At 71.3% G+C, this 13614-nt stretch carries 12 protein-coding genes; 9 read left to right on the top strand and 3 right to left on the bottom strand.

Annotated features, from left to right (window positions below):
• The first annotated feature begins 5 nt into the window (after positions 1-5).
• Positions 6-2744 (top strand): DUF2339 domain-containing protein, encoded by a 2739-nt coding sequence (locus ACYVO7_RS23070; protein ID WP_460452117.1) that lies wholly within the window; start codon positions 6-8, stop codon positions 2742-2744.
• 6 nt (positions 2745-2750) lie between these two features.
• Here ACYVO7_RS23070 and ald read toward each other — a convergent pair whose 3' ends face one another.
• The gene (gene ald, locus ACYVO7_RS23065) at positions 2751-3869 is read right to left on the bottom strand and encodes an alanine dehydrogenase (RefSeq protein WP_460452116.1); all 1119 of its coding nucleotides are present in this window, start codon (positions 3867-3869) and stop codon (positions 2751-2753) included.
• Between the two features lie 134 nt (positions 3870-4003).
• On the opposite strand from ald, the gene ACYVO7_RS23060 reads away from it, so the two are divergent.
• The 3 genes from ACYVO7_RS23060 to dxs all read left to right on the top strand — a co-directional run bounded on the left by ACYVO7_RS23060 (position 4004) and on the right by dxs (position 7110).
• Positions 4004-4465, top strand: a complete 462-nt coding sequence (locus tag ACYVO7_RS23060) for an Lrp/AsnC family transcriptional regulator (RefSeq protein WP_406857454.1) — start codon at positions 4004-4006, stop codon at positions 4463-4465.
• 311 nt (positions 4466-4776) lie between these two features.
• Complete coding sequence (locus tag ACYVO7_RS23055; protein ID WP_460452115.1) at positions 4777-5043, top strand: exodeoxyribonuclease VII small subunit; 267 nt, start codon at positions 4777-4779, stop codon at positions 5041-5043.
• 117 nt (positions 5044-5160) lie between these two features.
• Positions 5161-7110, top strand: a complete 1950-nt coding sequence (dxs, locus tag ACYVO7_RS23050) for a 1-deoxy-D-xylulose-5-phosphate synthase (protein ID WP_460452114.1) — start codon at positions 5161-5163, stop codon at positions 7108-7110.
• Between the two features lie 2 nt (positions 7111-7112).
• On the opposite strand, the gene ACYVO7_RS23045 is transcribed toward dxs, so the two are convergent.
• Positions 7113-7700, bottom strand: a complete 588-nt coding sequence (locus tag ACYVO7_RS23045; RefSeq protein ID WP_460452113.1) for an NUDIX domain-containing protein — start codon at positions 7698-7700, stop codon at positions 7113-7115.
• A gap of 107 nt (positions 7701-7807) precedes the next feature.
• Here ACYVO7_RS23045 and ACYVO7_RS23040 point away from each other — a divergent pair, with 107 nt between their 5' ends.
• From ACYVO7_RS23040 to ACYVO7_RS23030, 3 genes are all read left to right on the top strand, one after another.
• Complete coding sequence (locus ACYVO7_RS23040; RefSeq protein ID WP_460452112.1) at positions 7808-8170, top strand: hypothetical protein; 363 nt, start codon at positions 7808-7810, stop codon at positions 8168-8170.
• 167 nt (positions 8171-8337) lie between these two features.
• Positions 8338-10050, top strand: coding sequence for an outer membrane protein assembly factor BamB family protein (locus ACYVO7_RS23035; protein WP_460452111.1), 1713 nt, complete (start codon positions 8338-8340; stop codon positions 10048-10050).
• Positions 10051-10265: 215 nt separating this feature from the next.
• Complete coding sequence (locus tag ACYVO7_RS23030; protein WP_460452110.1) at positions 10266-10856, top strand: c-type cytochrome; 591 nt, start codon at positions 10266-10268, stop codon at positions 10854-10856.
• Between the two features lie 27 nt (positions 10857-10883).
• Here ACYVO7_RS23030 and ACYVO7_RS23025 read toward each other — a convergent pair whose 3' ends face one another.
• On the bottom strand, positions 10884-11402 hold the full coding sequence (locus ACYVO7_RS23025) for a superoxide dismutase family protein (RefSeq protein WP_460452109.1): 519 nt from the start codon (positions 11400-11402) through the stop codon (positions 10884-10886).
• 145 nt (positions 11403-11547) lie between these two features.
• On the opposite strand from ACYVO7_RS23025, the gene ACYVO7_RS23020 reads away from it, so the two are divergent.
• Complete coding sequence (locus tag ACYVO7_RS23020; RefSeq protein WP_460452108.1) at positions 11548-12342, top strand: TlyA family RNA methyltransferase; 795 nt, start codon at positions 11548-11550, stop codon at positions 12340-12342.
• The gene (locus ACYVO7_RS23015) at positions 12335-13609 is read left to right on the top strand and encodes a class I SAM-dependent RNA methyltransferase (RefSeq protein WP_460452107.1); all 1275 of its coding nucleotides are present in this window, start codon (positions 12335-12337) and stop codon (positions 13607-13609) included. Before ACYVO7_RS23020 ends, ACYVO7_RS23015 begins: the two co-directional genes overlap by 8 nt.
• The last annotated feature ends 5 nt before the right edge of the window (positions 13610-13614 follow it).

Here is a 13614-nt window from a genome sequence, read left to right as displayed (position 1 = left end):
TGGACATGGAGTTCGTTCTTCTCATCCTGCTGGCGCTGGCGATCCCGGCGCTCGGCGTGATCGGGTTTTTCCGGACGCTCTCCCTGGCGCGCCGGATCGAAACGCTGGAACGTGGGCTGGCGGCGCTCGAGGCCCGCTCGACCTTCTCGGCGAGCGAGGGGCCCCAAACGCTCCCCGCGCAGCCTCCCGCAGCGGAGCCCGAAGCCGCGCCGGCGGTCGAGCCCGAAGCCGCGCCGGCCGCGGAGCCGGAGGGCGAAGCCGCGCCAGAGCCCCGCCTCGACGCCCCGCAGCCCGAAGGCTTCGACGTCGCGCCGCCGGGGCCGGTCCGCGCCGCTCCCCAGCGGCCGCGTTCGCTGGAGGAGACGATCGGCGCGCGCTGGGCGGTCTGGCTGGGCGGCCTGGCGCTGGCGCTGGGCGGGCTGTTCCTGGTCCGCTACACCATCGAGCAGGGCCTCGTCGGCCCGGGCGCCCGCATCGTCCTCGGAACGCTGTTCGCGCTCGCCCTCGTCGGAGCCGGCGAGCGGATGCGCCGCTCGGAGCGCGCGGCGGGCGACGCGATCTTCTCCATTCCGGCCGCCAATGTGCCGAGCATCCTCACCGCCGCCGGCATCGTGACCGCGTTCGGAGTCGCCTACGCGGCGCACGCCCTCTACGGCTTCGTCGGCCAGACGCTCGGCTTCATCCTCATGGCGGCGATCGCGCTGGCTGCGCTCGCCGCGGCCGCCCTGCACGGTCCGGCGCTCGCCAGCCTGGGGCTGGTCGGCGCCTTCGTGGTCCCGCTGCTCGTGTCGAGCGAGGAGCCCCGGGTCTGGCCAGTCGTGTTCTACCTGATCGTCGTCGCCGCGGCGGGCTACGCCCAGGCGCGCCTGCGGCGCTGGCTCTGGCTCGCCCGCGCCGCCGCGCTGGGGGCCGGGACATGGGGCGTCGCCTTTATTGGGATCGGCGATCCCTGGCTCGCCTGCGCGACGCATATCGTGGTCCAGACGGCGCTGGCCGCCTTTTTCCTGGCGCTGGAGCCCTATCGGGGCCAGCCTGACGCGCAGGGCGCGCCCGACCTCTTCGCGCTCACCGTCCTGGCCGCTTTCGCGGCCCTGGCCGGCCTCGCCCTGCAGGAGCCCGGGCTCGGCGCGGTCCGCCCGGTCCTGGGCGGCTTCGCCTTCGCTGTCCAGCTGGCGACGGCGCTGGCCGTCGCGCCCGCCTCCGGGGCGGCGATCCTGGCCGCCGCGGTCGCCTGCGCGACGCTGTGGGGCTGGCCGGTCCTCGCCGAATCCGCCGCCGAGAGCCCCACGGTGCTGCCCGGCGGGCCCTCGCGGCCGCCGATGCCGGACGCGCTTTGGCTCTTCCTCACAATGGGGGCCGTCGCCGGCTCCGCGCTCGGCGCGCTGGGCTGGACGCGGCTGATGCGCAGCCCGTCCTTGCCGGCCCTCGCCTCCGGCCTGATCGCGGCGGCGGCGACCGCGGGCCCGCTCGCTTTGCTCGTCGTGGCGTGGCGGCGCGTGTCCGGCTTCGACGCCTCGATCCCCTTCGCGCTCGTGGCGGGGCTCCTCGCCCTCGGCGCCGTGACGGCCGCCAGGCTCCTCCGGGACCATGCGCAGGAGGGAGGCGCGGCGGCCCGCGTCGGCCTGGAGGCGTTCGCGGCGGGCGCGATCGCGGCGCTGGCCATCGGACTGACGATGATCCTCGACAAGGGCGCGCTCACCGTGGCGCTCGCGCTCGCGGCCCTGGGCGCCGCCTGGGTCACGACCCGCGAGCCCGTGGGGTCCTTGCGCTACGCCGTCGCCGCGCTGGGCGCGATCGTCGCCGGACGCCTCGCCTGGAACACCATGCTGGTGGCCGGGGACGTCGGCTCGGTTCCGGTCTTCAACTGGCTGCTCTGGGCCTATGGCGTCCCCGCCCTCGCCTTCGGGTTCGCCGCGCGGCTGCTGCGGCGCCAGAAGGACGACCAGGTCGTCGCCCTCTGCGAGGCGCTGACCCTCGCCCTCAGCGGCCTGCTGGTATTCCTGGAGATCCGGCACGCCCTCACCGGGAGCCTCCGCTCGCCCCGGACGGACCATCTCGAAGTCGGGCTGCAAGTCTTCGCGGCGCTGCTCTTCGCGATCGTGCTGGTCAGCCTGGAAGCGTTCCGGCGCAGCGCGGCGCTGCGGATCGGGAGCTACGTCTTCGGCGGGGCGGCGCTCGCCGGCGGCCTCCTGGGACTGCTGATCCTGGAGAACCCCGCCTTCGGCGGCGGCAAGGTGATGGGCGGCGCCGTGTTCAACTCCATCCTGGCCGCCTATCTGTTGCCCTCGCTGGCCGCCTTCGCCCTGGCGCGCCGGGCGCGGGGCCGCCGGCCCTGGTGGTTCGAAGCCTGCGCGTCGGCGCTGGCCTTCGGGCTGCAGTTCCTGTGGCTCGTGCTGGAGGTGCGCACGCTCTTCCAGGGCGCCGACATCGGCGTCCTGCGCCGCACCAGCCCGGGCGAGCTCTACGCCTATTCGGCCGCGTTCCTGGCCGTGGGCCTCGGGCTGCTGGCCTATGGGGTGCTGCGCCGCTCCACCACGGCGCGGCTGGCTTCGGCCGCCTATATCCTGCTGGCCGCCGTCAAGGCGTTCCTGGTCGACATGAGCGGGCTCGAGGGCCCGCTGCGCGCGCTCTCCTTCATCGGGCTCGGGCTGGCGCTGGTGGGGATCGGCCTCGTCTACCAGAGATGGGTGTTCGGCCGGGCCGATCGCGGGGGCCGCGACGCCGGCCCGGCGCCGGCTTCATGAGACGGTTCAGAGTCCCAGCATGCGCTCGGCGCTGACATAGGGCAGCCCATGCGCCTCCGCCACCGGCTGGCAGGCGATCTGGCCCTCGTGCACGTTCAGCCCGTCGCGCAGATGCGGATCGTCCGTGAGCGCCTGGCGCCAGCCCTTGTCGGCCAGCGCGAGCAGGAACGGCAAGGTGACGTTGTTGAGCGCGAAGGTGGAGGTGCGCGCCACCGCGCCCGGCATGTTGGCCACGCAGTAGTGGACCACGCCGTCCACCACATAGGTCGGGTCGTCATGCGTGGTGGCGTGCGAGGTCTCGCAGCAGCCGCCCTGGTCGATGGCGACGTCCACGATCACGGCGCCGGGCTTCATGGTCTTCAGCATGTCGCGGGTGACGAGCTTGGGCGCCGCCGCGCCCGGCACCAGCACGCAGCCGATGACGAGATCGGCGCGCTTGACGAGTTCGCGCACGGCGTCGCGGGTGGAGAACACGGTGCGCAGTCCCGTGCCGAACTGGCTGGCGAGGCGTCGCAGCGCGTCGGCCGAGCGGTCCACCACCGTGACGTTCGCCCCCATGCCGAGAGCGATGGTGGCCGCGTGCGTGCCGGAGACGCCGCCGCCGAGCACGAGGACGTCGGCGGCCGGAACGCCCGGGACGCCGCCCAGCAGCACGCCGCGGCCGCCCGCCGCCTTCTCCAGGCAGTGCGCCCCGACCTGCGGGGCGAGCCGGCCGGCGACCTCCGACATCGGCGTCAGCAGCGGCAGCCCGCCGCTGGGCGAGGTCACGGTCTCGTAGGCGATGCAGGTCGCCCCGGAGGCGACGAGGTCCCGGGTCTGCTCCAGGTCCGGCGCGAGGTGGAGATAGGTGAACAGCGTCTGGCCGCGCCGCAGCCGCGCGCGCTCGTCCGGCTGGGGCTCCTTCACCTTGACGATGAGGTCCGCGCCGGACCAGACCGCGTCCGCGTCGGCGACGATATCGGCGCCCGCGGCGGCGTAGTCCTCGTCCGGGATGCCGGAGCCGAGGCCCGCGCCGGTCTCCACCAGCACAGTATGGCCGTGATGGACCAGCTCCGCCGCCGAGGACGGCGTCAGCCCGACACGGTATTCGTGGTTCTTGATCTCCTGCGGAACACCCACGCGCATGGTCGCCTCCCTGGCGGAAAATACACGGAAAGCTTACGCCGCGCCCCCGGCGCAACCGACGAAACAGGCCTTCGCAGGGGGCGCTTCTCAGCATAGAATTGCGCCCCGGCGCTGAGGGGGCGCAAAACATGCGAATGCCTGATCTGGATGCGCGGGATCGTGCGATCCTGAAGCTGCTGCAGCAGGACGGCAGGATCACCAACGCGGACCTCGCCGACCGCGTGCATCTCAGTCCGTCCGCCTGCCTGCGCCGGGTCAAGATCCTGGAGGATTCCGGGCTCGTGAAAGGCACCGTGATGCTGCTGGACGAAGCGGCGGCGGGCCTGCCGGGGACCGCCTTCGTGTTCGTCACCCTGGACCAGCAAGGGCGCCAGAGCCTGGACGCCTTCGAGGCCGCCGTGGCGCGCCACGCCGAGATCCTCGAATGCTACCTGCTGGCCGGCACGGCCGACTACCTGATCCGCGTGGTCTTCGCCGACACGGCCGATTTCGAGCGCATTCACCGCAGCGTGCTCACGACGCTGCCCGGGGTCGTGCGGGTTCAGTCCACCCTGGCGCTCAGGACCGTGAAGCGAACGACGGCGCTGCCTGTCTGAGGCTCCGTCGGGTTGGCGCCCGCGAGCCCGACAGCGCAGGAGGGAGTGGGACCCGAAATGGCGGATCGTGTGTTGCTCGGCATTCTGGAGCAACAGAACGCGTCGCTTTCTCACGGCAGCGACCGAATCCGAGCTTCGTCTCGACCAGATCGAGCGGCGCCTCGATCTGGTCAAAGCTTAGGCCTGCGCCTCCCGTCAGGATCATTCCGAGTGCGCGCTCCTCCCGACGGCTGAGCAGCCGCGGCTGCGCCCCGCCCGACTTGCAACGTCCGGCGCGGCGGCCGATATAGGGCGCCACAAGGGAGACCTCCGTGACCGACGCCCAGCCGACCGCAGCCGCCGCCGACATCGCCGCCATGCCGTTCGAGACCGCGCTCGCCGAACTCGAGACGATCGTCGGCCGCCTCGAGCAGGGCAACGTGCCGCTGGAGGACTCGATCGCCATTTATGAGCGCGGCGAAGCTTTGAAGAAGCATTGCGAGGCGCTGCTGCGCAAGGCCGAGGCGCGGGTGGAGAAGATCACGCTGGGCGCCGACGGCCGCGCCCGCGGAACCGAGCCGCTGGACGTGGACCGCTGACGGCGCGGCTTCGATTCGCCCCTGCGACTCTGGATCGATTGTGAGCCACGGCGGTTTTCGTTTAATGAGTGATCAGATCAACGGGGATTGCGCGCTACTCCCCCGACGGGCCCCGACGTGACGCAAGCTCCCTCCTCTCACGCCTCCCGGACGCCGCTCCTCGACCAGGTCGACATCCCTGAGGACCTGCGCCGCCTGGACCAGTCCCAACTCCGCCAACTGGCGGACGAACTGCGGCTGGAGACCATCGACGCCGTGTCGGTGACCGGCGGCCATCTGGGCGCGGGGCTCGGCGTGGTCGAGCTGACGGTGGCGCTGCAATACGTCTTCGACACGCCGGGCGACCGGATCATCTGGGACGTCGGCCACCAGGCCTATCCGCACAAGATCCTGACGGGACGCCGCGACCGGATCCGCACGCTGCGCCAGGGCGGCGGCCTCTCCGGCTTCACCAAGCGCTCGGAGAGCGAGTACGACCCCTTCGGGGCGGCGCATTCCTCCACCTCGATCTCCGCCGGCCTCGGCATGGCCGTCGCGCGCGACCTCGACGGGCGCAAGAGCAACGTCGTGGCCGTGATCGGCGACGGCGCCATGTCGGCCGGGATGGCCTATGAGGCGATGAACAACGCCGGCGCGATGGACAGCCGGCTCATCGTCATCCTGAACGACAACGACATGTCGATCGCCCCGCCGGTCGGCGCGATGTCGGCCTATCTGTCGCGGCTCCTCTCCGGCCGCACCTATCTGACGCTGCGCGACATCGGCAAGCATGTCACCGGGCGCCTGCCCAAGCGGCTCGACCGCACGATCACCCGCGCGGTGGAGCATGCGCGCGGCTTCCTGACGGGCGGCACGCTGTTCGAGGAGCTCGGCTTCACCTATGTGGGGCCGATCGACGGGCACAATCTGGAGCATCTCCTGCCCGTGCTGCGGAACGTGCGGGACGGCCAGGCCGGCCCCGTGCTGATCCATGTGGTCACCCAGAAAGGCAAGGGCTATCCGCCCGCCGAGGCCTCCGCCGACAAGTATCACGGCGTCAACACCTTCGACGTGGTGACCGGGGCGCAATCGAAGCCGAAGGCCAACGCGCCGTCCTACACGCGCGTCTTCGCCGACAGCCTGATCAAGGCCGCCCGCGAGGACGACCGCATCATCGCCATCACGGCCGCCATGCCGTCCGGCACGGGCCTGGACCTGTTCGGCAAGGAGTTCCCGAAGCGCACCTTCGACGTGGGCATCGCCGAACAGCACGCCGTCACCTTCGCGGCCGGCCTGGCGACGGAGGGCTACAAGCCGTTCTGCGCCATCTACTCCACCTTCCTGCAGCGGGCCTACGACCAGGTCGTGCATGACGTGGCGCTGCAGAAGCTGCCCGTGCGCTTCGCGCTGGACAGGGCCGGCCTCGTCGGCGCCGACGGCGCGACGCATGCCGGCAGCTTCGACGTCGCCTATCTGGGCTGCCTGCCCGACATGGTGGTGATGGCGGCCGCCGACGAGGTGGAGCTCGTCCACATGGTGGCGACCGCAGTGGCCTATGACGAGGGTCCGATCGCCTTCCGCTACCCGCGGGGCGAAGGCGTCGGGCTGGAACTGCCCGAGCGCGGAGTGCCGCTCGAGATCGGCCGGGGGCGCATCGTGCGCGAAGGTACGCGCGTCGCCCTGCTGTCGCTGGGAACGCGCCTCGCCGAGTGCCTGAAGGCCGCCGACGACCTCGCCGCGATGGGGCTGTCGACCACCGTCGCCGACGCGCGCTTCGCCAAGCCTTTGGACGCCGCGCTGATCGAGCGCCTCGCGCGCGAGCACCAGGTGCTCGTCACCATCGAGGAGGGCTCCGTCGGAGGCTTCGGGTCCTTCGTCCTGCACCACCTCGCCGACGTCGGCGCCCTCGACAAGGGCCTGCGCGTCCGCTCGATGGTGCTGCCCGACGTCTGGCTGGACCACGACAAGCCCGACCGCATGTACGCCCGCGCCGGGCTCGACGCGAAGGGCGTCGTCGCCAAGGTCCTGGAGGCGCTCGGCCGCGACGAGACCTCGGCCGCCGCGAAGGCGGCCAGCCTGATCGCCTGACCTCAGGCGAAGAGGTCGGGCCGGCGCACCTGCAGCGACAGGATCAGCATCAGCGTCTTCACGTCCGTGACCTCGCCGCGGGCGGCCTGGGCCGCGAGGTCCGCCAGCGGAATCTCCAGCACGGTGATGTCCTCGTGCTCCTCGGCGAGCCCGCCGCCGTCCCCCACCCTGTCGCGCTCGCCATAGGGCGCGAGGAAGAAGTCCATCCGCTCGGTGGAGATGCCCGGCATCGTCCAGCCCCTCACGACGGGCTCCAGGGCGGAGAGCCGGAGGCCGCACTCCTCCATGGCCTCGCGGCGGGCGCAGTCCTCGGGGTCATCCTCGTCCAGCAGGCCGGCCGGCGCCTCGGTGACGAAGGCTTCGCCTCCGGCGACGAAGGCCGGCGGCCGGAACTGGCGGATCAGGATCGCCGTCTTGCGCTGCGGATCATAGGGCAGCACGCAGACGGCGCGGCCGTGGTCCTCGATCTCGCGGTTCACCACGGCGCCGTTGGGCAGCCGGATCCGGGCGATCACGAAGGTGCTCCAGCCGTCGTGGACGATCTTGCGGTCGAGCACGGCGGGGCCGCTCTCCGTCTGATCAGCGCGCATCGGGGGACCTCCAACCGGTTTCGGGTCGTGACATGCCGACGCCATCGGGCGGATTTGCGGCGGCGGCCGTAAGGTGCTGCACTGCCGTCGAAATGAGGGGGGACGAGATGCGATTGAGACGATCGATGGGTCTGGCGGCGGTGGCGCTGGGCTGCGTGCTGGGGGCGTCGCCGGGGCAGTCCGCCGAGCGCGGCGGGACGCGGCTGTGGAACCTCACGGGCGTGACCCTGACCCAGGTCCGGCTGGCGCCCGCCGGAACGACGCGCTGGGGGCGCAACCAGTGCGAGAACGACCGCGACGGCACGGTGGACTTCGACGAACGGCTGCGCATCACCGACGTGGCGCCCGGCGTCTACGACGTGCAGGTCAAGGACGAGGCCGGGCGGGTCTGCCTCGCCAGGGGGGTCTCCGTGAAGGCCGGCGAGATTTTCGCCGTGCACGAGAACGATCTCGTCGACTGCACGCGCTGACCTCGTCCGGAGGCTCGCGGACGCGCTGTCGCGCCCCGAATCGTCGCGGCGCGACAGCGTGAACCCAAGTTGACACCCGGCGGGATCGAGGCGCAGCATCGGCCTCGCAGGCGAGCTCAATCGCCGCACGTGCGCAGGCTCCGCCCGCGCCAGGGGAGGACTCGAGGATGATGTCGAGAAAGCGCCAGTTCATGGCGGTCGGCGCCTTTGCGCTCGCGACCAGCCTTGCGGCATCAGGGGCCGTCCGGGCTCAGGAAGTGAAGGCCGCCTCCAAATGGGGCGACATGAACACCGTGAGCCAGGACCTCCTGAACCGCGCCGCGGGCGACGGCAACAACTTCCTGCACACAAACGGAAACTACCAGCAGACCCGCTACTATCCGAACCGCCAGATCAACGTCTCCAATGTCGGCAAGCTGCGCCCGGCCTGGATCTTCCAGACCGAGGTGAAGGAATCGCTGGAGACCAGCCCGATCGTGGTCAACGGGGTCATGTATGTGACCACCTCCTTCAACCACGCCTACGCGCTGGACGCGCGGACGGGCGAGGAGCTCTGGCACTACAAGCACAAGATGGGGCCGATCACCGTCTATTGCTGCGGCCCGAACAATCGCGGCGTCGCCGTGCACGGCGACATGGTCTACATGGCCACGCTCGACGCCAAGCTGGTGGCGCTCGACGCCAAGACCGGCAAGCCGGTCTGGGAGACCCAGATCGCCGATCCGGAGCTCGGCTACAGCGAGACGATGGCCCCCACGGCCGTCGACGGGAAGATCCTGATCGGCACCAATGGCGGCGAATACGGCATCCGCGGCTTCGTGAAGGCCTATGACGCCAAGACCGGCAAGCTGCTGTGGACCTTCAACACGGTGCCGGAGAACTCCGTCGGCGTCTGGGCCACGAAGGACGCGACCGGCCGCGACATGCACCGCAACATCGAGGCCGAGAAGGCCCAGCTCGCCAAGACGGGCGACCCCTTCAAGACGCTCGGCGGCGGCGTGTGGCAGAACCCGGCCGTGGACCTCGAGACGCGCCGGATCTACTTCGTGGTCGGCAATCCCTCGCCGGACCTCGACGGCTCGCTGCGCCCTGGCGACAACCTCTACACGGACTCGCTCGTTTCGGTGAACCTGGATACGGGGCAGTATGTCTGCCACCTCCAATACATCGCGCACGACGTCTGGGACCTGGACTCGGTCAGCCCGCCGGTGATCACCACCGTGGCCGACAAGGACGGCAAGCCGATCAAGGGCGTGCTGCACGCCGGCAAGACCGGCCATGTCTATGTCCACGACGCCAAGGACTGCAGCCTGATCCGCTTCTCCGAGGCCATGGTGCCGCAGGAGAACATGTGGGTGCTGCCGACCAAGGAAGGCGCGCGCATGCTTCCCGGCGCCAATGGCGGCGTCGAGTGGTCGCCGATCGCCATCAATCCCAACCTGAACCTCAGCTACGCCATCAACCTGCACCAGCCGATGACGTATCACGTGGAGAGCTCGAACTACCCGGCCGGCAAGCTGTGGCTCGGCGGGGCGTTCAAGGTGATCCCGACCGAGGAGCAGTGGGGCAACGTCACGGCGGTGGACTACAACACCGGCAAGATCCGCTGGCAGGTGAAGACCGCGCAGCCCATGATCGGCGGCATCCTGGCGACCGCCGGGGGGCTGGTGTTCACCGGCGAGGCGAACGGCCTGTTCAAGGCCTATGACGCGGAGACCGGGTCGACGCTCTGGAAGTTCCAGGCCGGCGCCGGCGTGAACGCGCCTCCGTCCTCCTACACGGTCGACGGCAAGCAGTATGTGGTGGTCGGCGCGGGCGGGAACACCCAGATCGACTACAAGCGCGGCAACAGCATCATCGCCTTCACGACGGCGGACTGAACGGCCGAGCCCGACACGCTGGAGCATGCTGCGAACAGGTGGAAACCGACTTTCGCGTCGAAGCATGCGACCACGAGGACACGAGAGCATGCTGTGTTTCCGTCGAAACGCGGCATGCTCTCAATCAGGACGGGGCCGCCGCTCGCGGCCCCGTTCCGTTACGGAGCCTTCGCCGAACCTCCATCCCCCGATCCCGCTTCCCCCGAGATTCCAGCATGAGCCACTTTCCGCTCCGCGCCGCGGCCCTGCCCCTTCTGGCGCTGCTCGTTCCTTCCGCTCTTTCGTCCGCGTCCGCGGCCGCTGAAGACATCGAGGAGAAGGCCCAGGTCTGCGCCTCCTGCCATGGCGAGGCCGGCGCGCCGGTCGACAAGTCCTACCCGCTGATCTGGGGCCAGCATCAGGGCTACCTCTATCTGCAGCTGCGCGACTTCAAGCTCGGCCAGCGCAAGAACGAGATTATGAACGGCATCGCCAAGGATATGTCGCGCGAGGACATGATGGGGCTGGCCGAGTATTTCTCGAAGAAGACCTGGGTGAACCTCAACCAGCCCCGGGCGTCGCCGGAGGAGGCCAAACGGGCCGAGGCCGCCGTCACGGCCGGCCAGTGCGGCTCCTGCCACGGCGCGGAGGGGCTGGGCGACAGCACCAATCCGCGCATCGCCGGGCAGCGGCGCGAATACATCCTCAAGACTCTCCAGGATTTCCGCGCCCGGACGCGCACCAACAATCCCTGGATGAGCGACATCACCAACACGCTGGCGCCGGAGGACCTGGAAGCCCTGGCGTCCTACATGGCGGGCCGCTGAGAGCGGCCCGCGCCGGTCCGGAACGCCCTATTTGATGACCGCGCAGGCCAGCCTCGCCCCGGCGTTGCCGATGGGCTGGGCCGTGTGGTCGTCCTCCGCCGCATGGATCACGAAGGCCGAGCCGTCCGCGTCCTTGAGGCCGTTGGGCCCCGTGAGCCGGGCGAAGGGCGTGAACAGCTCGGCGTTCACCGACCCGTCGGCGGCGGCGTAGAGGTTCGGCAGGTCGCCATTGTCGGGCCCCTCGGCGTTGAGCAGGCCGTGCTTCCTGGCGTCATGGTTCACATGCGCCTTGGAGTTCATGAACTTGTCGGTGTCGCTGCAATCGCCCACGGCGTGCATGTGCGCCCCGTGCCAGCCCGGCGGCAGCGCCCCGGCCTTCAGGGAGACCCGGACGACGACGCCCGCGCCCGAGCCGCGCAGCCGGATGGAGCCGATGGCCGCGCCCTTGTTGTCGATCACCGGAGCCTCGGCGACCTCCTGGGCTGCGGCGCTCGAAGAGGCCGCCGCAAGCGCGACGGCGATCATGGAAAGGGCGATACGGTGCATCGGAAACCTCGCGGGTCGGGGGGTGCGGGAGAGGAGCGCCGGTCAGGGTCGCGCGGAGGGCCTTCGCGACGCGCCCCGGCATGCTATACGAGCGGCCGCCGCGGCGCCCAGCGCCTGCGCATCCCCAGCCGCATGTGACGCACGAATGTCCGACGCCCGCTCCCTGCCGACACAGCCGCCAGCCGCGTCCCCGCGGCGGGCCGACCTGGCGTTGGTCGAGCGCGGCTTCTTCGAGAGCCGCGCCAAGGCGCAGGAGGCGATCGCGGCCGGCCTCGTCGCCGTCGACGGCAGGCCCGTCCGCAAGCCGTCGGAGACGATCCCGCCCGGCGCCGCGGTCACGGCCGAGCCGCCCTATCCGTGGGTGTCGCGCGGCGGGCTGAAGCTCGCCGCCGCCCTGGAGCGTTTCGGTTACGACCCCGAGGGGCGGGCTTGCCTGGATGTCGGCGCCTCCACGGGCGGCTTCTCGCATGTGCTGCTGTCGGCCGGCGCGCGCCGCGTCTGCGCGATCGACGTCGGCCACGGCCAGCTGCACCGCACGGTGCGGGACGACCCCAGGGTGGCCTCCCTGGAAGGCCGCGACGCCCGGACGCTTGCGGCCGAAGACCTGGGCGAGGCGCCCACGCTCCTCACGTTCGATGTGAGCTTTATCTCGCTGAGGCTTGTCATGCCTCATGTTCTTTCGCTTGCGGCGGCCGACGCCGCCGTGGTGGCGTTGGTCAAGCCGCAATTCGAGGCCGGCCGCTCCCATGTCCGCAAAGGCCTCGTGAAGGATCCCGCCATCCACCGCGCGGTCTGCGCCGGCGCTCGGGATCTCGTCGCGTCGCTCGGCTGGCGTTGCGACGGCGTCATCCCCTCGCCCGTCGCCGGGGGCGACGGCAACCTCGAATTCCTGATCGGGGCCCGGCGCGGCGCCTTTCCGGCGGAGCCCCATCATGCTTGAGCGCCTCACCATCGACCGGCTGGGCCAGCGGGGCGACGGCGTGGCCGTGACCCCGAACGGCGTCGTCTTCGTGCCCTACGCGCTGAGCGGCGAGACCGTCACGGCTGAGGTCGAGGATGGCCGCGGGCGGCTCGTCTCGATAGAGACGGCCTCGTCCGAGCGCGTTCCGGCGCCCTGCCCTCTTTTCGGCGTGTGCGGCGGCTGCGCCGTCCAGCATCTCGCGCCGGCCGCCTATGCGGCGTGGAAGACCGAGCAGGCCGCGGCCCCGCTGCGGCAGGCCGGGCTCGAGGTCACCCTTTCCCCGCTCGTCGAGGCGCATGGCGAAGGCCGCCGCCGGGCGACGTTCCACGCCCGGCGCATCGCCGACGCGGATGGCCGCACGCGCACCGCCGTGGGCTTCATGGCCGCCCGCACGCACGATCTCGTGCCGATCCCCGCCTGCCCGCTTCTCGTCCCGGCCCTCGACAGGGCGCCCGAGGTCGCGCTCGCGTTGGCCGAGGCCTGCGCCAAGAGCGCCAAGCCGCTCGACATCCAGGTCACGGCCACGCAGGGCGGCCTCGACGTCGACCTGCGCGGCCACGGGCCGGCTTCGCCGCGGCTGAAGACCGATCTCGTGGCGCTTGCGGAGCGCCTCGGGCTGGCCCGTCTGTCGATCCATGGCGACGTCATCTCGGCGCGGACCCCCGCTTTGGTGGCGATCGGCCCGACCCTGGTCGAGCCGCCCGCCGGCGGGTTCCTGCAGGCCACCCAGGCCGGCGAGGACGCCCTCGCGCGCCTCGTGCTGGAGGCGCTCGGCAAGCCCAAGCGCGTCCTGGATCTCTTCGCCGGCGTCGGGCCCTTCGCGCTGCGCATCGCCGAGCGCGCCGCCGTGCACGCCGTCGAGGCCGACGCCGCGGCCCTGGAGGCCCTCTCGGCCGCCGCGCGGCGCACCCAGGGGCTCCGCCCCGTGACGGTGGAGGCCCGCGACCTCTTCCGCCGGCCGCTGCTGGGGCCGGAGCTGGCGACCTATGACGCGGTGGTCTTCGATCCGCCCCGCGCCGGGGCGGAGGCGCAGGCGCGCCAGCTCGCCGCCTCGCAGGTCCCCACCGTCGTGGGCGTCTCATGCAGCCCGGCCACTTTCGCGCGCGACGCCGCCATCCTGGTCGGAGGCGGCTATGCGCTGGAGGCCGTGACGCCAGTCGACCAGTTCCTCTTCTCGGCCCATGTCGAGCTCGTGGGCGTGTTCCGCCGCCCCCGCGCCAGCCGGGCCCGTCGCACCTTGGGATAACGCCG

It is taken from the genome of Alsobacter sp. SYSU BS001988, from assembly GCF_054796215.1.
Note: the sequence above shows the minus strand (reverse complement) of the source record. Positions and strands in the feature narration are given on the sequence as shown.

Coding starts and splice junctions, on each gene's coding strand:
- ACYVO7_RS23070 (WP_460452117.1), top strand. CDS start 6: ATGGAGTTCGTTCTTCTCATCCTGCTGGCGCTGGCGATCCCGGCGCTC.
- ald (WP_460452116.1), bottom strand. CDS start 3,869: ATGCGCGTGGGTGTTCCGCAGGAGATCAAGAACCACGAATACCGTGTC.
- ACYVO7_RS23060 (WP_406857454.1), top strand. CDS start 4,004: ATGCCTGATCTGGATGCGCGGGATCGTGCGATCCTGAAGCTGCTGCAG.
- ACYVO7_RS23045 (WP_460452113.1), bottom strand. CDS start 7,700: ATGCGCGCTGATCAGACGGAGAGCGGCCCCGCCGTGCTCGACCGCAAG.
- ACYVO7_RS23040 (WP_460452112.1), top strand. CDS start 7,808: ATGCGATTGAGACGATCGATGGGTCTGGCGGCGGTGGCGCTGGGCTGC.
- ACYVO7_RS23035 (WP_460452111.1), top strand. CDS start 8,338: ATGATGTCGAGAAAGCGCCAGTTCATGGCGGTCGGCGCCTTTGCGCTC.
- ACYVO7_RS23030 (WP_460452110.1), top strand. CDS start 10,266: ATGAGCCACTTTCCGCTCCGCGCCGCGGCCCTGCCCCTTCTGGCGCTG.
- ACYVO7_RS23025 (WP_460452109.1), bottom strand. CDS start 11,402: ATGCACCGTATCGCCCTTTCCATGATCGCCGTCGCGCTTGCGGCGGCC.
- ACYVO7_RS23020 (WP_460452108.1), top strand. CDS start 11,548: ATGTCCGACGCCCGCTCCCTGCCGACACAGCCGCCAGCCGCGTCCCCG.
- ACYVO7_RS23015 (WP_460452107.1), top strand. CDS start 12,335: ATGCTTGAGCGCCTCACCATCGACCGGCTGGGCCAGCGGGGCGACGGC.